This is a genomic window from Halomonas sp. LS-001, from assembly GCF_052983955.1.
In genome coordinates this window covers 2,050,712-2,071,555 of the sequence record NZ_CM129816.1, presented here as the reverse complement: position 1 = coordinate 2,071,555, position 20,844 = coordinate 2,050,712, and the positions used below count along the sequence as shown (strand labels likewise).

Genomic DNA, 20,844 nt, shown 5'->3' with positions numbered 1-20,844 from the left:
TCAGAGCCATCACTAGAGCCATTATTTGAGCCATCACCAGAGCTATTATTAGAGGAAACAAGGCGCGATGCATCTGCACATTATAGGGATTTGCGGGACTTTCATGGGTAGCCTGGCGTTATTGGCGCGAGAGCTTGGGTACACAGTGAGTGGCTCGGATGCCAATGTTTACCCGCCAATGAGCACACAGCTGGAAGCCGCGGGCATTGTGCTGCAGGAAGGCTACCGGGCTGACAATCTGATGCCGGCACCTGATCAGGTCGTAGTGGGGAATGCCCTTTCCCGCGGTAATGTCGAAGTAGAGGCTCTACTCGATAGCGGCCTGCCTTATACCTCAGGCGCACAGTGGTTGGCCGAACATGTACTGCAAGGGCGCAAGGTGATTGCGGTTGCGGGTACCCACGGCAAGACAACCACCGCAAGCCTGCTGGCGTGGCTGCTGGAAAGTGATGGCCAGACCCCTGGCTTTCTGATTGGTGGTGTGCCGCGTAACTTTGGTGTTTCCGCCAGGATTGGCGATAAGAAGGCGCCTTTTGTGGTGGAGGCTGACGAATACGATACGGCATTTTTCGATAAACGCTCCAAGTTCGTGCATTACCGTCCTGACATTGCGCTGCTGAATAATTTGGAATTTGACCACGCGGATATCTTCCCGGATCTGGCGGCGATTGAACGCCAGTTTCATCACCTGATCAGAACCGTGCCTTCGAAGGGCGCACTCCTGGTGGCGGATGATCAGCCCGCGTTGCAACGTGTGTTAGAGCAGGGCAGCTGGACACCGGTAGCCCACTTTGGGGCGCATTCACAAAGCCAGTGGCAGTTCGAACTTGAGCGTGACGATGCCAGCCGCTTCCGGGTGATTTACCGCAGCCCTGACGGTGATGAGGATGCGGTTGTCGATTGGTCGCTGAACGGGGAATATAATGCGCGTAATGCCCTTGGCGCGCTGGCGGCCGCTCATGCCTGTGGTGCGGACCTGGCCCGCAGCTGTGCCGCGCTGTCACGCTTTGAAAGCCCCAAGCGTCGCCAGGAAGTACGTGGTGAGGTCAACGGTATTCAGGTGATAGACGATTTTGCCCATCATCCCACGGCCATTGCTGCGACACTTTCTGGCCTGCGGGCGGCAACCCCCAAAGGGCGGTTATTGGCGGTAATCGAGCCACGCTCAAACACCATGCGCCTGGGGGCTCTTAAGGCCCGCTTGAACGACAGCGTGGCCGCTGCGGATCATGCTTTCTGGTATCAGCCACCTGGGCTTGACTGGTCCATGCAGGCGTTGATTGAACCACAGGGAGATAGGGCCAGCCTGCATCATCAGATTGATGAGCTGGTGCAGGATGTGGTGTCACAGGCTGCGCCGCTGGACCGTATTGTGGTGATGTCAAACGGTGGCTTTGACGGCATTCATGAGCGCTTGCTTGAGGCATTAACGGCCCGGAAAACGAAGCGCTGAACGCTGTAACGCTCAATGATCTAACCTCGGGAGTACGTTTTTTTGACTCAGGCAACCTTTAAGTCTCCGGTGACGGTGGCACTGACCGGCGCCTCCGGTGCGCAGTATGGTCTGCGGCTGATTGATGTACTGGTGGCTTCTGGTCACGAAGTGTGGGTGATGATTTCCAAAGCGGCTCATATGGTGATAGCCACGGAAACTGATGTTTCGCTGCCAGCGCAACCACAGCGCCTGACCGCTGCGTTGATAGAACGTAGCGGCGCTCAGGAAGGTCAGATACGCTGCTTTGGCCGCGAGGACTGGATGGCGCCTGTGGCCTCTGGCTCTGGGGCCGCGTCGGCCATGGTGATCTGCCCATGCTCAACAGGAACGCTTTCGTCGGTGGCGACCGGCGCCAGTAATAACCTGATTGAACGGGCCGCCGATGTGGCGATCAAGGAACGTCGTACGCTGGTGATGGTTCCTCGTGAGACACCATTTTCGCCCATTCATCTGGAACACATGCTGACCTTGAGCCGCATGGGCGTGGTCATTCTGCCGGCGGCACCGGGTTTTTATCATCAGCCTGCGTGTATTGATGATCTGATTGATTTTATCGTTGCACGGATTCTTAACCAGCTGCAGATCAGCCATACCCTGGTGCCACGCTGGGGTGAGCAGTGATTCTCAAGGAAGTCCGCTGATGCTCTCATTGTCGACTCTGTCTGTCTTTGTGCCGACGTTTCTGCTCGTTTCCCTGACGCCGGGAATGTGTATGACCCTCGCCATGGTGCTGGGGATGACGCAAGGCGTGAAGCGAGCTCTATGGATGATGGTGGGTGAACTGGTTGGTGTCGGCCTGGTGGCGGCAGCGGCTGGGGCTGGTGTCGCGGCGTTAATGCTCAAGCATCCTGAGATCTTTGCATTGTTCAAATGGGTAGGGGGTGCTTACCTTGGCTACCTGGGTGTGATGATGTGGCGCTCACGTGGACGCATGGCAGTGCCCACTGAGTTGGAAGGCGGGCCACCCGCCGGGCGCTTGCAGTTGGCCGCTCAGGGATTTCTGACGGCTGTTGCCAATCCAAAGGGGTGGGCATTTTTCATGGTGTTGCTGCCGCCGTTTCTGGATAGTACACGACCCTTGGCGTTTCAGTTGGGCGTTTTGATCAGCGTTATCCTGACGATTGAATTTGCCAGTCTGCTTGTGTACGCCACTGGCGGAAAAACACTGCGGCGAGTGCTCGGCAAAAGTGGCAATGTGCGCCTTTTGAACCGCATCGCAGGGACTCTGATGATCGGCGTGGGCATCTGGCTGGCCGTTGGCTGATTGAAAATATGCCAGACCATCAGGCGCTTGGTAGGTAAGCAAGACGTGCCACTAACATGGCAAGCGATATGCTACATAGCCATACCCAGGGTAATGACATCAGCGGGCGGCGTTCTTTCTGCTGCCAGTTGAGCCTCACCAGCGCACACACGATCAAGCCCAATAGTGCCCCACCCATCAGGTCTGTCAGCCAATGTACGCCTAATACCAGACGTGAAAGCGCCATGGGTAGACTCAACGCGATGGCCGTCCAATACGCCCAGAATCGCTGTCGCCGCGCTAATCGTGCCGCATAGAAAGCGGCGGCAAGCCCCAACACCACCACGGTTGTCGATGTATGTGCACTGGGATAGGACATTGAGCCGATCAGTTCATCGGTGATCATCGGGCGCTCGCGCCCAATCAGGGCTTTGCCAAGGGTATTGAGCAGGGCAATTCCCACCAGGGCTGCCAGCCAATGACTAAGTAATGCCCAATAACCTCTGATGTACATCCATATCCCCCAGGGCAGTGTCAAGGCCAACACACCATACAGGTCGCCAACGCGGGCGAGAGTGGCTGACACGGCCATCAGGGTGTCGTTACGTAGCCAGTCGAATAGTTGCTGCACGTGCAGGTCAAGCAGGGTAGGCCCCTGCTGTTGCATTACCCAAAGGGTGCAGGCGGAAAATCCCCCAATACACATCACCAGCAATAGTAACGATGCGATAGGCACTTCACCTTTCTGGCTCATGGCCAGCCAGGGGCGACGCAGCAGGGAAAAGCGACGCGCGGCGAGCATCGACCAGCGGTAAATGCTGCCTTGTCGCGATGTTTGTGTTCGCCCCCAGGAAAACAGTACTGCCAGCAAAACCATGCCAGCCATCAGGATGAGTAACGCTATTTCCAGCCCCGCCGGTAATGTCAGACGCTGCTGCCAGGTATGGCCTAACCAGTAGCCAGGGAGCGTGTAAGCAGGTGCCCACAACAAGGCCGATGCCAGGTTGGCACCCAGAAAAGTGCCTGATGGCATACGCATCATGCCGGCAATCAAGGGAATGATGGGCCTGACCGGTCCAAAAAAACGGCCAATGAACACAGAGTAGACGCCATAACGAAGAAAGAACTGTTGTCCGCGCTGCACCCATTCCGGATGCTGAGACAGTGGCCATCGATTAAGCACCCGGCCTTTTTCCCAAAGCCCCAGCTGGAAGCTGATGAGGTCGCCGACAACCGCACCAATAAAGGCAGCCGCCAGCATCCAGATAATCGCAATATCCTGATGACCTGCCAGCGAACTGGTTGCCGTGATCAGTACGACACCCGGCACTAAGAGTCCAACCAATGCCAACGATTCAACAAGCGCAATGATTCCAATGAGTAGAACCAGCGTAAAGGGAGACAGGCTTAACTGCTGAATAAAATCCACCATGGATGTCAACAACTCTTCAATATTAGCGGTCGAAGATGATAACCCCATCATCGATCAGAAAGACACTAAACGAGACTGTGGCTTATTCAGACGTGTCAAAAACGCGATTGGCGAGGGTTTGGCCGCGTTCTTCAAGGCGCTGCATAAACACATTAAAAACCTCTCGGTGACGAGGGAGGCAAGCCACGATACGGGCGTCCAGCTGGCCTGTTTCGACCAGTACGCAGCGGGAAAGCCCTCTCTGTAGACGCTCGCGAACCAGCAGAGCACCGCTTTCTGTGGTGTCAGGGAGCACTAGCCAGAAAGTGGACTGATTTGCTCTTCCCAGCAGGTCATGATCGCGACAGCGCAAGAGAACCTCACTGCAGAGCCTTTCCAGCAATGCCAGCTGGGCGCGTCGGCCAAACTGCTCCCCCACCATGTCAAACTGCGGCAGATGTATGACCAATACTGCTAGTCGACGCCCAAGGATATAGGACCGCTGATACTCATTGTGCAGACGTTCCTGCAGGGATTGTGTTTGATAGGCATTACAATCGCTGTCGTTCGGGTCGGTGGCACGCAGCAATGCCTGACGACGTAAATGTTCCCAGCGTGGTAAGGCAAGCAACAGGAAAAGCGCGACCATCTCCGGTATCCACGCTGGATCGTGGCGTGCGGTGGGGGTCAACCACCACAGTAATGGAATCAACAGGATATTGACGATCAGTACGGGCGTCAGAGGCAAAAGAACAAAGGAAGCAGTGATGGGCAGCCCCAGCCAAAGAGCAGATGCACCGCTTGATGGCTGCATGACAGCCTGGATAACAATCAGATAAACACAGCAGAGTAGAATAATCCGCGGGGCTAATGGGTTAACTCCTTGACCAACGTGCATGAGCAACGCCGAGACCAGCAGCAGCTCAAGAAAGGCCGGCAGAAAAAACATGCCATATTGACCCATGGCATAAAGCCACGCGGTGTAAGTGGCCAGTAGTAAAAGGCTGAGGCTGTAGGTAGCCGTCATCAGCCGATGGGGAATGTTGGGCTCTATCACAATCGCTCCACTGGACTGGCTTTGTGCTTTTGCCTGATAAGCGCATTAACGTCCAGCACCGACGTTTCTATATCAATCAGTTCGATAACATGGAAGGCAAGTTTATCGGGAATGGCCTGAAGTAAACGCTGGCGACGCTCAACTCCTTCGCTCGGGCTACGTGAAAGCAGCAGAGTGGCAACGGTTGTGCCGTTAATGCGGTAGACGTTTTCAAAATGATAAGTGAGAAGGCATATATCGCGCGCAATCTGCCAGAGTTGGTGACGTTTGAGTCGGAAAATTACCAGTTCTGAATAAATGCCTTCGCGTTCACAGCGGATCTGCTCACGGGGCAAATCCCGTACCAATTGTTCCCTTGCCCAAATGTTCAGGCCTGGGATAAGCCGAAAACGCTGACGAATGGCTCCGTTGATATATAGCAGTTGCCTGGCACGAGCCAGCGATAACAGGCTGACAATGATGAGTGTTAGGGTGATCAGCCATCCTTCAGGGTGGGATAATGTGGGCAGAATGAACACCAGACTCAGCATGGCGCTGAACAGATTGATGGCAATCACCCAGCTGCTTTGTGGCAGCATGAAAAGAGCGGCCCATGCCCATACCAGAATGCCGTTTTGTTCCGGGGCACTTACCAGTAATGCCGTCAGCAGCGCACCGGGAAGTAATTGCCAGGGTAGGTTGCCCGTTCGACGATGGCTGAAATCAAGCAATAGAGCGCTCATAAAAAGCCAGCCAACCGAAAGCCATACCACCAGTAGGGCATTCGATGTCAACTCCATTGCCATAAATGCCAACGCAACGGCGGCGGCCAGTAAGTTGGCACGTAACAGGTTAACTTTGTATTTGCTTTGCATGGTGACTTACTATTTACCTATTACGCTAAGCGTTTGCAGAGATATGTCTGCTTCCATTGGCAGATGCAGATAACAGTTGTTACCACACTTTATCCACTGACCTGCGAGCAGGATACGGCCTGTACAACGGTCTGTACAACGGTCCGTCATGGCATCGCAATGCATAACGTTGCTGGTGGATGGCGTGTGGCATGGGAGGGGGAATGGATTTTATAAAGGGCGCAATAGACATGAAAGGCGACGTTGGAGAGGTTATGAGCAATCAAAATGGCAACGGTGAGCAAGGTTCAGCGGTTGCCGAGGATATCCCTGCTTACATGCAGACGCTAGGTAAGGCAGCTCGTGCAGCCGCCAGCGTTATGCGCCGTGCATCGACAGGGCAGAAAAATGCCGCGCTGCTCGCGATGGCAACGCATCTCGACGAAAATCGTGAGCAAGTGCTGAGCGCTAACGTCGAGGATATGCAACGTGGCAAAGCCAACGGTCTGGATGCAGCTCTGCTCGACCGCCTGGCGCTTAACCCTGAGCGTCTGGAGGCGATGATAGATGGACTGCATCAGGTGGCCAGCCTGCCGGACCCCGTCGGTGAAATTGACGGTCTGCGTTCCAGGCCAAGCGGTATTCAGGTCGGTAAAATGCGCGTGCCGCTGGGAGTGATCGGCATTATTTACGAATCGCGCCCGAACGTGACGCTGGAGGCAGCGAGCCTGTGCCTTAAATCGGGGAATGCGTGTATTCTGCGAGGCGGTTCTGAGGCGAGCGCATCCAATGCTGCCTTGAGTGAGTGTATTCAGGCGGGTCTGAGCGAGGCGGGTTTGCCTGCTGGTAGTGTTCAGGTGATTGCAACGACAGACCGTGCGGCCGTTGGAGAACTGATTCGCATGCCGGAATTTGTCGATGTCATCATCCCGCGTGGCGGGAAGTCGTTGATCGAGCGAATTTCCAGAGAAGCCCGGGTGCCGGTTATCAAGCATCTTGACGGCATCTGCCATGTTTATGTGGATGCCAGCGCCGATCTGGATAAAGCTCTGGCGATTGCCGTAAATGCCAAAACCCATCGTTACGGCACTTGCAACACCATGGAAACCCTGCTGTTGGACGCATCGATTGCCGATGTCATGTTGCCTCGACTGGCAGACGCCTATGCACAGCATCAGGTGGAGCTGCGCGGGTGTGAACGTACCTGTCAGCGTTTGCCGAATGCGAACGTCGCCAGTGAAGAAGACTGGGCTACCGAGTATCTGGCCCCCGTATTGGCCATTAAGATCGTGGATGGCATTGATGAGGCGATTGCGCATATCGAACACTACGGCTCTCATCACACGGATGCCATCGTGACAGAAAATTATACGCTGGCGCGATATTTCATGGCCGGTGTGGATTCAAGCTCCGTTATTGTCAATGCCTCTACACGTTTTGCCGATGGTTTTGAGTACGGCCTGGGCGCTGAGATTGGCATCTCCACCGACAAGCTGCATGCCCGTGGGCCAGTCGGGTTAGAAGGCTTGACGACCCAGAAATACGTGGTGCTGGGCGATGGTCAGGTGCGCGAATGAATGAAGTGGCGTTGAAAATCGGGATGTTCGGGGGAACCTTTGACCCCGTGCATCTCGGGCATTTGCGCAGTGCAGTTGAGCTTTATGAAACGTTGCAACTGAATGTGCTGCATATGATTCCCGCGCCACGGCCACCCTTGCGAGATCAGCCTGAGGTCTCCGCGCAAGACCGACTGGCACTGCTGGAAGCCGGAATCGACGGTACGCCCGGGTTGGTGGCTGATGGTCGGGAGCTGCTCAGGGAAGGGCCTTCCTACACAACCCTGACATTGGGAGAGCTGCGCGAAGAATATGGTGCCGAGGCGCGACTCGTCATGGTGTTGGGGCAGGATGCGTTTTTGCGCCTGGCCGACTGGCACCAGCCCGAACAGTTATTTGAGTATGCTCATGTGGTGGTTATCTCACGTCCTGGCTATCGGCCTGAACGTTCGGCAGCACTTAAGGAACTGATTGGCCATCGTGAAGTCGATAGTGTGGCTGCTTTGATGGAAGCGCCACATGGCGGCTTACTGGCGTTAGCGCTACCGACGACGATGTCGATTTCTGCGACGGATATCCGTCGGCGACTTGCCGAAAGCAGAAGTATACGTTATCTGGTGCCCGCGACGGTTTATGAAGCCATCCACCAACGCCGACTCTATGCGTCGCCTTCCTGATCAGGTTGCAATAAGCGCTGGTAGTCATGCAAATAGCCGTTACAATGGCCGGTTCACAGATCACTTATACTTCATCGTTACCTAAAGGGTTGGCATTCATACGTCATGCAAATTGAAACATTAAAGACACTCGCGATCGATGCACTTGAAGAATTGAAAGCGCGCGATATTACCCAGCTGGACGTGGCGAAACTGACTGACGTCACCGATTTAATGGTGATTGCCAGCGGCACTTCGACCCGTCATGTCTCTGCGCTGGCGCAGAATCTAGTGGAAAAAGCCAAAGAGCAGGGCTTGCAACCACGTGGTGTTGAAGGTGGCGACAACGCTGATTGGGTGCTGGTGGACCTTGGTGATGTGATTGTTCACGTCATGCTGCCCGAAGCCCGCGCGCTATATGACCTGGAACGCCTATGGGCCGACCTGCCCGCTGATAGTGCGCTGGCACACGATATGCTGCGTGAGCGAATGGAAGGTCAGGTGTCGGATTCATGAAACTGCGTATGCTGGCGGTGGGAACGAAAATGCCAGCCTGGGTTGACGAAGGGGTTGAAACATACCGCAAACGTCTGCCGCGAGATTTTACGCTTGAAATTGAAGAAATTCCCCTTGGGCAACGTGGCAAGAATGCTGACGTCAGCAAAGCGCGCTTGCAGGAATCGGAGCGAATCAGAGCGAGGCTCAAAGGTGATGAATACCTGGTGGCACTGGAGGTAAAGGGAAAGACCTGGTCAACACCGCAGCTTGCCAGTGAAGCCGATGAATGGCGCATGCTGGGCAAAGATGTCGTGCTGCTGGTAGGCGGGCCCGATGGGCTGGATCCAGCCCTATCGGCGCAAGCTGATAAAATCTGGTCGTTATCTCCTCTTACCTTACCGCATCCGCTGGTTCGCATTATGCTGGCTGAGCAGCTTTATCGCGCATGGACGCTTCTTGTCGGGCATCCATATCATCGTTAAGCAGACCGATGGCGACCCGGTGAGCGGGACGTTATCGAAGATGCAATACGCTGTCGCGCCTGGCGTCAGCCTTTTATAGTGAGAAACTGGTCGCATCATGCCACAGCGCTCCGATACATTGAAAAACAGCGAAACAGAACTACGTATCTTCCGGGTTCGGGCTTTACTCGCTGTCATTGTGGTCTTTGCGCTGACCGCCTTGTTAATGGGTCGGCTGGCGTATCTGCAAGTGGTTCAGCATGATCTTTACAGCACGCGTTCGGAGAATAACCGCGTGCGGGTTGAGCCACTACCGCCGACCAGAGGGTTAATCTTCGACCGCAACGGCGAGATGCTGGCTGAAAACCGTCCTACCTATAACCTGACCATCGTACGGGAACGCGTGGATGATCTGGATGAAACCCTGGCGTTTCTGATCGATCTCCTGGCGCTTCCTGATGAAGACGTCGAAGCATTCAAGCAACGCTCACGCCAACGCCAGCGACCTTACCAGCCAGCGTTGCTGATGAGTGACCTGACGGAAACACAGATTGCCAGGCTTGCCGTCAACCGTCATCTTTTGCCAGGCCTGGAAGTCGAAGCGCAACTGCTGCGCTATTATCCCGACGCTGAAATCATGGCGCATGCGCTAGGTTATGTGGGGCGCATCAACGCAGAAGAATTGAAGGCGCTGGAACCTGGCAGCTATGCCGGAACGCATTTTATCGGCAAGACAGGCGTAGAGCGTTTTTACGAAACTGAGCTGCACGGCGAGGCCGGGCTTCGTAAGGTGGAAACCAATGCGCGTGGACGCGTTCTCCGTGAGCTTGGCAAGAATGACCCGGTACCAGGGCAGAACCTGACACTGACCATTGATAAGCAAATGCAGATGCTAGCCTATGAGCTGCTGGATGGTCGTCGTGGCTCCATTGTCGCCATTGAACCTGCCAGTGGCGACATTCTTGCCATGGTGTCTGTGCCCGGTTTCGATAGTAACCAGTTTGTCACAGGTATCAGTGTTGAAAACTATCGTGGTCTTCAGCAGAACCTGGACTTGCCGCTGTTTAACCGAGCCATTCGCGGTCATTACCCACCCGGTTCAACGATCAAGCCGTTTCTTGCCCTGGCGGGGCTGAGAGAAGGTGTGCGTACCCCTAATTCAACCATCCGCGACCCTGGTTACTATCAACTGCCGAATGACTCGCGGCGTTACCGTAACTGGCTGCGATGGGGGCATGGCCGAGTGGACCTTGAACGCTCCATTGCCGTATCAAACAACACCTATTATTACTCGTTGGCCCATGAACTTGGCATTGATCGTTTGCACAAACAGATGAGTGCTTTTGGATTTGGTCAACGAGTTGCCCATGACGTTCAAGGCGAAAGTGATGCCCTTATGCCTTCCCGCGAGTGGAAACTGGCACGCTACAATCAGCCCTGGTACCCCGGCGAAACGCTTTCCGTTGGTATCGGGCAAGGTTACTGGCAGATAACGCCTCTCCAGCTTGCAGCAGCAACCGCGACGCTTGCTAATCGCGGTCATTGGGTCAAGCCACGCCTGGCAAGTAAGATTGGTGACGAACCGGTGCCAACGGACCTGCCCAACACGCCTGACGATATTGAATTGACCAACGATAACTGGTGGAACAGCATCTTCAATGGTATGGAAAAAGTGCTTTCAGGTCGGGAAGGCACCGCTCGCCGTACTGGGGTCGGGCTTGAATATCGCATGGGGGGGAAATCCGGCACAGCTCAGGTGTTTTCTCTAGGGCAAGACCAGCGCTACAACGCGGCCGAACTGGAAGAGCGCCTGCGCGACCATGCGCTTTTCATGGCGTTTGCGCCTCTTGAAGACCCGCAGATTGCCGTCTCGGTGATTGTCGAAAACGCGGGTGGCGGAAGTACCCATGCGGCGCATCTTGCTCGGGCCATGACAGATGCCTGGTTGCTGAAAGAAGAGATACCTGACGCTGAAGAGGTACGCGAGACCCTGGAGCTGGATGATGGAAACCTTGATGGATGAAGGACTTTAACGCATGCCCTGGCAACTGCTGACACGTCCTTTGCGACGCTACCCCGTTCGACCGCCTGACAGTGGTATTGCCCGGCGAAAAAGCCTGTGGGAAAAGATTCATATTGATCCGATTCTGGTCGGGCTGTTGTTGATCCTGATGGCATCTGGCCTGGTGGTATTATTCAGCGCTTCCGGTCAGCGTATTGAAGCTGTCTACGCCCAGGGTATTCGCTTCGTGATTGCGTTTGTCGGAATGTTGATCATTGCCCAGTTTTCCCCGACCACCTTTCTTCGCTGGGCACCGGCCGCCTATTTGGTGGGCATGCTGATGCTGTTGGCCGTAGAATTTTTTGGTGATATGGGGATGGGGGCCAAGCGCTGGCTGGTGATTCCGGGTGTTATCCGCTTTCAGCCATCTGAAATGATGAAGCTTGCTGCACCGCTGATGGTGGCCGCCTACCTGAACCGTTGCCAGCTACCTCCGCGTCTACGCGATATTGTCATGTGTGCCTTGATCATTGGCTTACCCGTGATGCTGATTGCTACACAGCCGGATCTGGGAACCTCCCTGCTGGTGGCCAGTGCCGCTGTGATTGTTGTACTTCTGGCAGGGCTTTCCTGGCGGTTGATCGCATTTGCTGCTGCTTTACTGGCATCAGCGCTGCCATTTTTATGGATGAACCTGCATAACTATCAACGCCAGCGGGTGCTGACCTTCATCAACCCCGAATCTGACCCACTGGGAGCAGGCTGGAATATCATTCAGTCGACAACCGCCATCGGCAGCGGCGGCGTCTGGGGGAAAGGCTGGCTGGAGGGAACCCAGTCACAGCTGGAATTTCTGCCCGAACGTCACACCGATTTTATTGTGGCTGTTCTGGGTGAAGAGTTTGGGTTGGTTGGCATGCTACTGATTCTGTTGCTTTATCTACTGATTGTCTGCCGTGGGCTGTGGCTGGCAGGTTCCTCCCAGGACACCTTTGGTAGACTGGTGGCAGGCAGTATTATTCTTACCTTCTTTATTTATGTCTTTGTAAACGTAGGAATGGTCAGCGGGATTCTTCCTGTGGTGGGCGTACCACTGCCGCTTGTGAGTTTTGGCGGCACATCCAGCGTTACGCTGCTGGCGGGTTTTGGTATTCTAATGTCCATTCATGCACACCGTAGGCTATTGCCACGTTAATGCACGCAGTGACGACACATAAGGAGTCTTATCGATGACAACAGCCAAAGGAAAAGGCTTCAAGCGTGCTTTAGTGCACATGCTTTTGGCAGGAGGAAGTGCCGTTTGCTTCTCGGCAAACGCCGCTGAGGTAAAAAGCTTTCATCCGGATGACCATCCTGATACGGCCGCGTTAGTGGCAGAACTGAGTGAGCAGGGCGTTTCCAGGCAATGGGTGCTTGATGCCTTGAGTCGGGCGACGTATCGCCAGGAAGTTCTTGATGCTATGGAAGGAGCTGCTGAGCGCCGTCTGGTATGGCACGAGTATCGCAATATCTTTTTGAAAGACGAGCGTATCGAGCAGGGTGCCGATTTTATGCGCCAGCATCTTCCTGCGCTGGAGCGAGCGACACAGGTCTACGGTGTGCCTGCCGAGTTTATCACTGCCATTATCGGTGTAGAGACCTATTACGGGCGCTTTACGGGTAAGCATGCCGTCCTGGATTCCCTGGCGACGCTTGGTTTCCATCACCCGACGCGCGGACGTTTTTTCCGTGGTGAATTGGCTGCCATGCTGCAGATCGCCTATGAACAGGGTGTTGATCCGGCGGAACTGATGGGTTCCTATGCGGGCGCGATGGGATACCCGCAGTTTATTCCCACCAGTTATCAAGCCTATGCTGTTGACTTTGACCAGGATGGCATTCGGGACCTTTGGAACAATCCGACAGATGCTATTGGTAGCGTCGCAAATTACTTTGCCGAGCACAGATGGCAGGCGGGTGAGCCGGTTTATGTTCAGGCACAAGGGCCTGAGCGCATGCCTGATGGCGTTGAGTATAATCAGTCAAGCACGCCTACCCAGACCCTCAACGAGATCCTTGAGGCAGGTATTGAGCCCATTGGGCCAGGTGCCGATGCTTTTATGTCTGACCCTGACCGGCTGGTGGTGCCATTGCACTTGGACGTCAGTGAAGATGAAAAGGTGTATCGACTGGGTAGCTTTAATTTCTACGTGATCATGCGCTATAACCATAGTCATCTTTATGCCATGGCCGTATCAGAGTTGGCCGAGGCCATTGCCGAGAAAGCCGCCGATGAATCCGGCAACCTGCTGGATGCCGAGATAGATTTTGAGGGGAGTTTTCAATGAAAGGTGTTGTGATTTCCCATCATCCATCAGGGGTGTCCGCCTGGCTGGCCCCCGGTGTATTGAGCATGGGGCTGGTCCTGTTATCCGGCTGTGCTGGCAAGGCGCCAGCGCCAACACCAGCTGAGTCTTCTGGTACGCAAACGGTGCAGACGCAGCAGCCAGCGTCAACGGGAGGGCGTTATGCGATCAGTTCCGATGCCTATCCTCAGGATCCGCCGGATGTTTCCCGAGTGCCGGATGCTGAGCCACGGCTAGAGCCACCTTCGCGTGCCGGTAACCGCCCAACCTATGAGGTGTGGGGGAAAACCTACCATGTTATGCCGGATGCCAGAGGATACGTCAAGGAAGGAACGGCTTCCTGGTATGGCGAAAAATTTCATGGTTACGCCACCTCTAATGGTGAAATCTATGACATGTACAAGATGTCGGCCGCTCACCGTTCCCTGCCGTTGCCAACCTTTGCTCGGGTGACCAGTCTTGATAGTGGGGCGTCTGTGATTGTCCGGGTGAATGATCGTGGCCCTTTCCACAGTGAACGTGAAATTGATCTTTCTTATGCGGCGGCTTATCAGCTCGGGTTTACCGATGCCGGTACCGGACGCGTCAAGGTGGAAGTCATTGATCCACAGCGTTGGATGGCGCGTTCATCGGGCAATGTCGGCCAGAACAATACTGCCCCAACGGCATCTGTTTCTGCTGCGCCTGCGCCTGCGCCGATGACGAACGCCAATGCGTCTTCTATTGGATATCTACAGGTAGCCGCCCTGGGGGATCAGAGAAATGCCGAGCAGTTAAGGCAGAAACTGGAAAATCGCCTTAGCCATGGTGTCAGGGTAGCAAGTGACGCAGGGCTTCATCGCGTCCAGGTGGGCCCCGTGCGTCATGCGCAAGAAGAGCGGGCGCTGCGAGATACGCTGCGTCAAGTGGGCTACCCGAAAGTTTTTATCGTAAAATAGCACCCAATACCTGCCTCGCACGGGGCCCAACGATTTTAGTGGGATACAGCGGTTATGAATAACCTATTGAAGAATATACCTTTACCAAGCATGTCGACGGTTAAGCGTGTTTTATCATTCACGCCAGGTGTACGACGTGTAAGTAGTGTTGCATTGGCAGGCGTTCTGACAACGGCGCTTTCGGTCACGGTCAGTGCGCAATCCATCCCTCAGCCGCAGATGATTATCCCGTCGCCACCCCAGCTGGCGGCTAAATCGTGGATCCTGATGGATGCCGATAGCGGTCGTGTACTGGCTCAGGAAGTTCCCGATGAGCGGCTACCTCCCGCTAGTCTCACCAAGCTGATGACCGCCTATCTGGTTGAACGAGAGCTGGACCGTGGCTCGATTCAGTCTGATGATATGGTCAATATCAGTGAAAAAGCCTGGCGTACCGGCGGTTCTAAAATGTTCGTCGAAGTCGGCACCCAGGTATCGGTGGATGACCTGCTACACGGCATTATCATTGTCTCTGGTAATGATGCCAGCGTGGCTATGGCGGAACACCTTGCCGGTGGTGAAGTGCCATTTGCTGACTTGATGAACCAGCATGCCACTCGTCTAGGGATGCACAATACAAATTTTGAAAATCCCACTGGTTTACCCGGGGATAACCATTATTCCAGTGCTCGGGATATGGCGCTTCTGGCTCAATATATTATCAACGACTATCCAGAGCACTATGCGATTTATTCTCAGCGTACCTTCTCTTTTGGTGGTATTGATCAGCCAAACCGCAATCGATTACTGTGGCGCGACCCAACAGTTGACGGTTTGAAAACGGGTTGGACGACGGAAGCTGGTTATGGCCTGGTCGCCTCTGCCGAGCGTGATGGAATGCGCCTGATTTCCGTGGTGATGGGCACAAATTCAGAAGAAGCGCGTGCTCAGGAAACCCAGAAACTGTTGAGTTATGGTTACCGCTTCTTTGAAACGCTGCCCATTTATGAAGATGATGCCGTATTGGCCACTCCGCGTATCTGGGGCGGTGAGCTTAATGAAGTCAGCGCTGGCGTTGGCGAGGCGGTGCACGTTACGCTTCCCCGCAATCGCAACGACGAATTACGCGCACGGATGGACTTGAACCGTGACCTGATGGCCCCCATTTCAAGAGGCGATCAGGTTGGTCGTCTGGAAATCGTGCTGGGTGAAGAAGTGGTAGGAGAGCGTCCTCTGATTGCTTTAGAAGGAGTGGAAGAGGGTAGCTGGTTCAAGCGCCTTCTGGATCAGGTGCATCGTTTCTTTAGTGGTTTAATCAGTGGATTCTTTGACTGATAATAGATTTTGAATCGCCTCATACGAAAAACGGCCTGGAGATTCCAGGCCGTTTTCTTATCAGCGTTATAAAGAGGCTGATAGTAGATGATAATGAAGGCTCAACCCGTGTGGATATTGCAATGAAATCGAATGGTAAACAAACCTTCCGCGATATGCGTCAACCGCAGCAGAATGGTGGCAAATCGCACAAGATAACTTTTCCCTGCGACTACCCGATTAAAGTGGTTGGCGACGCCGCTGACGACTTTGCTGCGGTGGTGTGTCAGATCGTTGTGACATACGCGCCAGACTTTGATGCTGATGGGATTACTGTGGTTGATAGTCGTAATGGCCGCTTTCAATCTATCAGGCTATCTATTCAGGCCACCAGCGAAGAGCAGATCAATCAGCTGTTTCTTGCCCTGAAAGCGACAGGGCGCGTGCATATGGTGCTGTGATGACATTATTGCCTGTTGAGTTGTATCAGCTGGGGCGGCGTCCTTATCTTCCTGTCTGGGAAGACATGCGAGCGCTGACCGATACCCGTAATGAAAAAACGTCAGATCAGTTCTGGCTGGTAGAGCATGAGCCAGTGTTTACTCAAGGGCGTGCGGGAAAGCCGGAACACCTGCTGATGCCGGGCGATATTCCCGTGGTGCATACTGATCGAGGCGGCCAGGTGACTTACCACGGGCCAGGCCAGGTCGTGCTATACCCGCTCCTGGATGTGCGGCGCGCAGGTTTGGGGGTGAGAGACCTCGTCACGGCGCTCGAAAATTGCGTGATTGATGTGCTGGCACGATATTCGGTGAGTGCTCGGGCTCGGCCGGATGCGCCAGGCGTCTACGTCATGACAGCCGTTGGTGAGAAGAAAATTGCCTCACTTGGCTTGCGCATTCGCAGAGGGGGGAGTTTTCATGGCGTTGCATTGAACGTTAACGGTGATTTGACGCCTTTCGAGCGGATTAATCCTTGTGGCTACGCAGGGATGCAGATGACAAAACTGGCTGATCTGACGGATCAGCCAGTAAGCGTTGAGGATGTGGGAGCACAGTTGGCCCAGGCACTTGCTTCACGGCTTCAGCGTTCGTTGATGCCAAAGCCGTGAAAAAGGCAGTGACGCTGACTAGCCAACGTTCAGTGCAGGGATAAGGTTGTTATCCTCGCCTTTTTCCTGCTGCCCGGGGACGGCCGCGGGGGATGCCAGGCCGAGGTTGTTTTTTTCGAAAACCCGGTCAGCACGGTAGCTTGAACGCACCAGCGGACCGGAAGGCACTTCCAAAAAGCCTTTCTCAAGCCCCAGAACGCGATATTCTTCAAACTCTTCCGGCGTCACGTAGCGCTCTACCGGCAAGTGGTTTTTCGTCGGGCGCAGATACTGACCCAGCGTGACAATATCAACGCCGATGGCACGTAAGTCATCAAAGGTCTGCAGAATTTCTTCGCGGGTTTCACCTAAACCCAGCATCAGGCTGGTTTTGGTAATGATATCAGGACGGTAGCGCTTGGCATGAGCCAAAGCGTTCAGTGTTTTCTGATAGCCTGCCCGTGGGTCGCGGACCCGCTGCGTCAGCCGCTCAACGGTTTCAATATTCTGTGCAAACACCTGAAGGCCGGAATCAACGACGTTTTCGATTGCCGTCGGCTCGCCGTCAAAATCGGGGGTGAGTGCTTCGACGACCACCTGTGGCGTGCGCGCTTTAATTGCTTTCACGCAGGCCGCGTAGTGAGAGGCACCGCCGTCTTCCAGGTCATCCCGGTCAACAGAGGTCAGTACGATGTAACGAAGCCCCATCAGTTCGACAGACTTTGCGGTATTTTCCGGCTCTTCCTGGTCAAGCCAGCCTTTGGGGTTGCCGGTATCGACGGCGCAAAATCGGCAGGCGCGTGTGCAGACCGACCCCATCAGCATGATGGTGGCCGTCCCGTTACTCCAGCACTCACCCATATTGGGGCAATGAGATTCGGCGCATACTGTGCTCAGGCGGTGAGACGCCACGTTTTTCTTAACGGCTTCAAAACGTTCGCCACCAGGAATCTGGGCACGCAACCATTTGGGTTTGCGATCCGGTAGGGTTGAAAACGTTTCTGGTTGTTGCTTGCCTTGCTTGATACCGTCTTTAATAACGGCCATACCATGCTCATTGCGAAATTTCTCTCCGCTGGAGACACGGTGCGAGGAGTTATTGCTCATAAGAAAGCGCCTCTACTTAGCGAGAGCGATCAACGTACGTTACATCGTTGACGGCCCAGAAATATGGGTCAATGTCGACAGAAGTCTATACACGTAATGTAACATATTTGGCGAAAAGCAGGATATCCGTATAAAACCCGGAGTAGCACACTTTAAGTGCGATTCTCGTCATAGGTGCGATAACCAATCTCAAATGCCCTCAAGGTGCATGCCTAGCACCTGGAAGACGTATTGAATCATGAACAATCACAACATTCGCCCCGTCAAAGCGGGATTCTTTATCGACGTTGAGGGTTGCGTGGCTTACACTATATTGCGTTGCAGCATGAAACGATTTAGGGTCACCGCATTCACGCTGGCCCAAGGGAGAACCTATGAACTTTCTCGCCAACCCTTTTTTACCATCAGTGTCCACTGACGCTGATGACGAGATCGCCGAATTGCCGGGCCTGAACGCCGGCACGCGGGCGATGATGACACTGTGTGATCCTTTTGGCTTTAGCAGAGCCGCGCTGGATTATTGGCGCGACGGTGTTGAACGTAGCATCCTTTATTGGGATGTCATGCGCCAGCGCGGTAATCAGTATCTTGAGCATATGGAATGTACCAAACCCAATGTGCTCGGATTCAAAACTGAAGTCGTCATGGATGGCCGTGAGCTAAAGCACCCAACCAACTACGAATTACTGCGCGTATTACCCCCAGAGGGCGTCGAGATCGATGAACTGAAACGCCCCTTTGTCGTTGTTGATCCGCGTGCCGGTCACGGTCCGGGAATTGGGGGGTTCAAGCCGGATAGTGAGCTGGGTGTTGCGCTGCGCGCTGGCCACCCTTGCTATTTTATCGGCTTCTTGCCGTTCCCTGAGCCCGGCCAGACGGTTGAAGACGTAGTAGAAGCGGAAATCGCTTTTGTTCGCCACGTCAACGAACTGCATCCGGATACCTGTGAAAAGCCCATGGTAGTAGGCAACTGCCAGGCTGGCTGGCAAATCATGATGGCGGCCGCACTGGAACCCGATGTGTTCGGCCCGATTCTGATTGCGGGTGCGCCACTGTCCTACTGGGCCGGGGAGCGGGGTAACGCGCCTATGCGTTATACCGGTGGAATTACGGGCGGCAGCTGGATTACCGCCATGACCAGTGATATTGGCAATGGTCTGTTCGACGGCGCCTGGCTGGTACAGAATTTTGAACGCTTGAACCCTGCCAATACGTATTGGAAAAAACAGTATCACCTGTTTGATAACATCGACAACGAAGCCGAGCGTTATCTGGAATTCGAACGTTGGTGGGGTGGTCACGTTGTGTTGGGTGGCGAAGAAATCCAATACATCGTTGATAATCTGTTTGTCGGTAATCGGTTGTCAACCGCTCAACTGATAACCCGTGACGGGCGTCGTGTTGACTTGCGTAATGTTCGCTCGCCAGTGGTTGTGTTCTGTTCGCGAGGCGATGATATAACGCCGCCGCCTCAGGCATTAGGCTGGATTCGTGACCTTTATGAAGGCGAAAAGGATATTATCGCCAACGATCAGACGATCGTGTATTGCCTGCATGATACGACGGGCCATCTGGGCATTTTTGTTTCTGGCAGTGTTTCACGTAAAGAACACTCCGAGTTCACGGCCAACATGGATTATATCGATGTAATGCCGCCCGGACTCTACGAAGCTAAAGTGGCCAAAGCCACGGATCGGCCGGATGCTGAGCTGATTGAACGTGATTACCTGCTGGAGTTCGAGACGCGTAACTTTGATGAGCTGGATACGGAAGTCAAGCCTATCGCCGAAGATGACCGCCGCTTTGCGACAGTTGCACGGGTGTCGGAAATCAATCTGGGCATTTACCGTCTGGCGATTCAACCCTGGATTCAGGCGGTAAACACCCCGGAAATGGCGCGTTGGATTCGCCGCATGCACCCGATTCGCTTGGGCTATCGGTTAATGTCGGACCGTAATCCTCTGACGGTGCCGTTGCCGGTCATGGCAGATGTCATTCGTGCCAATCGCCATGAGGTAGGTCATGACAACCTGTTCAAATCTCTGGAAGGGATCGTTTCCGATCAGCTGGGAGCCAGCTTGGATGCCGTCCGCGACCTGCGTGATGGCTCAATCGAGAAGCTGTTCCTGAATATTTATGGCCAACCACTCCTGCAGGCGGCCGTTGGCCTGTATGGGGACGCCCACATCCATCGCCGTCGTCCGGGTGCCGAACCTGAGCACCGCCGCTTTATTCAGCAGCGTGGTGAAGAGCTTCGCGAGCGCATCGCCCATGGCAGTGACCATGAAGCGGTCATGCGGGGTCTGATCTACGTGCTGGGCGGTTCTGCGGCAACGGATGAGCGTAACTTTAAGCGTCTCCGGGCATCCCGTGCGGAGCTGGAGCCGGGAAGCTCGCTGGTAGATTTCAAAAAACTGGTTCGCGAACAGTTCTTTATTCTAAAACTGGATCGTGAGAAAGCATTAGCGACCTTGCCGCAGCTGTTGAGTGGTCAGAGCAACGAGCAGATTGATGCGCATATTGCGCACCTTGATCATGTGCTGGCCGCTAGTGGAGATCTGTCAGAACATTCCACGGAACGCTTTGATCAGGTTAAGGCGCTGTTTGATCAGGCGCGCCCTGAAAAGCCGCTGGAAGCACTTGAACCGCCAGTCGCCACTGAAGTCGAAGCAGTTGTTGCTGACACCGATGTCACTGATACGAGTGTCACTGATACTAATGTCACTGATAACCAAGCTGCCAGTCAGCTTGCAGAGCAGAAAGGTGGAGAACAGCCGCAGGCCAAAAAATCACCTGCCGCTAATCGGAATACGCGTCGCAAGCCGCCGCGTAAACGCTGATTAAATCGCTGCTACCCAC

The 20,844-nt window shown here is 54.4% G+C and carries 19 protein-coding genes; 15 read left to right on the top strand and 4 right to left on the bottom strand.

Translation table 11 applies throughout. From position 1 onward, the window contains the following. The first annotated feature begins 67 nt into the window (after positions 1–67). The 3 genes from mpl to ACU6TU_RS09360 are packed head-to-tail and all read left to right on the top strand — an operon-like array spanning position 68 to position 2,759. Positions 68–1,453 (top strand): UDP-N-acetylmuramate:L-alanyl-gamma-D-glutamyl-meso-diaminopimelate ligase, encoded by a 1,386-nt coding sequence (mpl, locus tag ACU6TU_RS09370; protein WP_447141175.1) that lies wholly within the window; start codon positions 68–70, stop codon positions 1,451–1,453. Positions 1,454–1,495: 42 nt separating this feature from the next. Further along, positions 1,496–2,116, top strand: a complete 621-nt coding sequence (locus ACU6TU_RS09365) for a flavin prenyltransferase UbiX (protein ID WP_447141174.1) — start codon at positions 1,496–1,498, stop codon at positions 2,114–2,116. Between the two features lie 19 nt (positions 2,117–2,135). Further along, the gene (locus tag ACU6TU_RS09360; RefSeq protein ID WP_447141173.1) at positions 2,136–2,759 is read left to right on the top strand and encodes a LysE family translocator; all 624 of its coding nucleotides are present in this window, start codon (positions 2,136–2,138) and stop codon (positions 2,757–2,759) included. A 19-nt stretch (positions 2,760–2,778) separates the two neighbouring features. Here ACU6TU_RS09360 and ACU6TU_RS09355 read toward each other — a convergent pair whose 3' ends face one another. From ACU6TU_RS09355 to ACU6TU_RS09345, 3 genes are all read right to left on the bottom strand, one after another. Beyond that, positions 2,779–4,170, bottom strand: coding sequence for a bifunctional DedA family/phosphatase PAP2 family protein (locus tag ACU6TU_RS09355; protein WP_447141172.1), 1,392 nt, complete (start codon positions 4,168–4,170; stop codon positions 2,779–2,781). Between the two features lie 82 nt (positions 4,171–4,252). Continuing rightward, on the bottom strand, positions 4,253–5,206 hold the full coding sequence (locus tag ACU6TU_RS09350; protein WP_447141171.1) for a diguanylate cyclase domain-containing protein: 954 nt from the start codon (positions 5,204–5,206) through the stop codon (positions 4,253–4,255). Further along, positions 5,203–6,060 (bottom strand): hypothetical protein, encoded by an 858-nt coding sequence (locus tag ACU6TU_RS09345; protein ID WP_447141170.1) that lies wholly within the window; start codon positions 6,058–6,060, stop codon positions 5,203–5,205. Before ACU6TU_RS09345 ends, ACU6TU_RS09350 begins: the two co-directional genes overlap by 4 nt. Before the next feature lie 254 nt (positions 6,061–6,314). Here ACU6TU_RS09345 and ACU6TU_RS09340 point away from each other — a divergent pair, with 254 nt between their 5' ends. The 11 genes from ACU6TU_RS09340 to lipB all read left to right on the top strand — a co-directional run bounded on the left by ACU6TU_RS09340 (position 6,315) and on the right by lipB (position 16,899). After that, the gene (locus ACU6TU_RS09340) at positions 6,315–7,616 is read left to right on the top strand and encodes a glutamate-5-semialdehyde dehydrogenase (protein WP_447141169.1); all 1,302 of its coding nucleotides are present in this window, start codon (positions 6,315–6,317) and stop codon (positions 7,614–7,616) included. Next, entirely contained in the window at positions 7,613–8,272 is a 660-nt protein-coding gene (nadD, locus tag ACU6TU_RS09335) for a nicotinate-nucleotide adenylyltransferase (RefSeq protein WP_447141168.1), read from the top strand. The genes ACU6TU_RS09340 and nadD overlap by 4 nt, the downstream gene beginning before the upstream one ends. A gap of 105 nt (positions 8,273–8,377) precedes the next feature. Then, positions 8,378–8,767: a ribosome silencing factor gene (gene rsfS, locus ACU6TU_RS09330; RefSeq protein ID WP_100821717.1), complete on the top strand. Its 390-nt coding sequence runs from the start codon at positions 8,378–8,380 to the stop codon at positions 8,765–8,767. Then, entirely contained in the window at positions 8,764–9,231 is a 468-nt protein-coding gene (gene rlmH / locus ACU6TU_RS09325; RefSeq protein ID WP_447141167.1) for a 23S rRNA (pseudouridine(1915)-N(3))-methyltransferase RlmH, read from the top strand. Before rsfS ends, rlmH begins: the two co-directional genes overlap by 4 nt. Positions 9,232–9,328: 97 nt before the next feature. Continuing rightward, positions 9,329–11,233 carry a penicillin-binding protein 2 gene (gene mrdA, locus ACU6TU_RS09320; RefSeq protein WP_447141166.1) on the top strand — a complete coding sequence of 635 codons (1,905 nt, stop codon included), beginning with the start codon at positions 9,329–9,331 and terminating at the stop codon, positions 11,231–11,233. 13 nt (positions 11,234–11,246) lie between these two features. Next, positions 11,247–12,407, top strand: coding sequence for a rod shape-determining protein RodA (gene rodA / locus ACU6TU_RS09315; RefSeq protein WP_447141165.1), 1,161 nt, complete (start codon positions 11,247–11,249; stop codon positions 12,405–12,407). 34 nt (positions 12,408–12,441) lie between these two features. Further along, complete coding sequence (gene mltB, locus ACU6TU_RS09310; RefSeq protein ID WP_447141164.1) at positions 12,442–13,539, top strand: lytic murein transglycosylase B; 1,098 nt, start codon at positions 12,442–12,444, stop codon at positions 13,537–13,539. Further along, complete coding sequence (locus tag ACU6TU_RS09305) at positions 13,536–14,495, top strand: septal ring lytic transglycosylase RlpA family protein (RefSeq protein ID WP_447141163.1); 960 nt, start codon at positions 13,536–13,538, stop codon at positions 14,493–14,495. The genes mltB and ACU6TU_RS09305 overlap by 4 nt, the downstream gene beginning before the upstream one ends. Positions 14,496–14,648: 153 nt before the next feature. Continuing rightward, positions 14,649–15,809: a D-alanyl-D-alanine carboxypeptidase family protein gene (locus tag ACU6TU_RS09300; RefSeq protein ID WP_447141162.1), complete on the top strand. Its 1,161-nt coding sequence runs from the start codon at positions 14,649–14,651 to the stop codon at positions 15,807–15,809. A gap of 122 nt (positions 15,810–15,931) precedes the next feature. Continuing rightward, a complete protein-coding gene (locus tag ACU6TU_RS09295; protein ID WP_447141161.1) occupies positions 15,932–16,249 on the top strand; it encodes an HP0495 family protein in 318 nt (105 codons plus the stop codon). Then, positions 16,249–16,899, top strand: coding sequence for a lipoyl(octanoyl) transferase LipB (gene lipB / locus ACU6TU_RS09290; RefSeq protein WP_447141160.1), 651 nt, complete (start codon positions 16,249–16,251; stop codon positions 16,897–16,899). The genes ACU6TU_RS09295 and lipB overlap by 1 nt, the downstream gene beginning before the upstream one ends. A gap of 18 nt (positions 16,900–16,917) precedes the next feature. Here lipB and lipA read toward each other — a convergent pair whose 3' ends face one another. Then, positions 16,918–17,985: a lipoyl synthase gene (gene lipA / locus ACU6TU_RS09285; protein ID WP_447141159.1), complete on the bottom strand. Its 1,068-nt coding sequence runs from the start codon at positions 17,983–17,985 to the stop codon at positions 16,918–16,920. A gap of 374 nt (positions 17,986–18,359) precedes the next feature. Here lipA and ACU6TU_RS09280 point away from each other — a divergent pair, with 374 nt between their 5' ends. Further along, positions 18,360–20,825, top strand: coding sequence for a DUF3141 domain-containing protein (locus ACU6TU_RS09280; RefSeq protein WP_447141158.1), 2,466 nt, complete (start codon positions 18,360–18,362; stop codon positions 20,823–20,825). Positions 20,826–20,844: the final 19 nt, after the last annotated feature.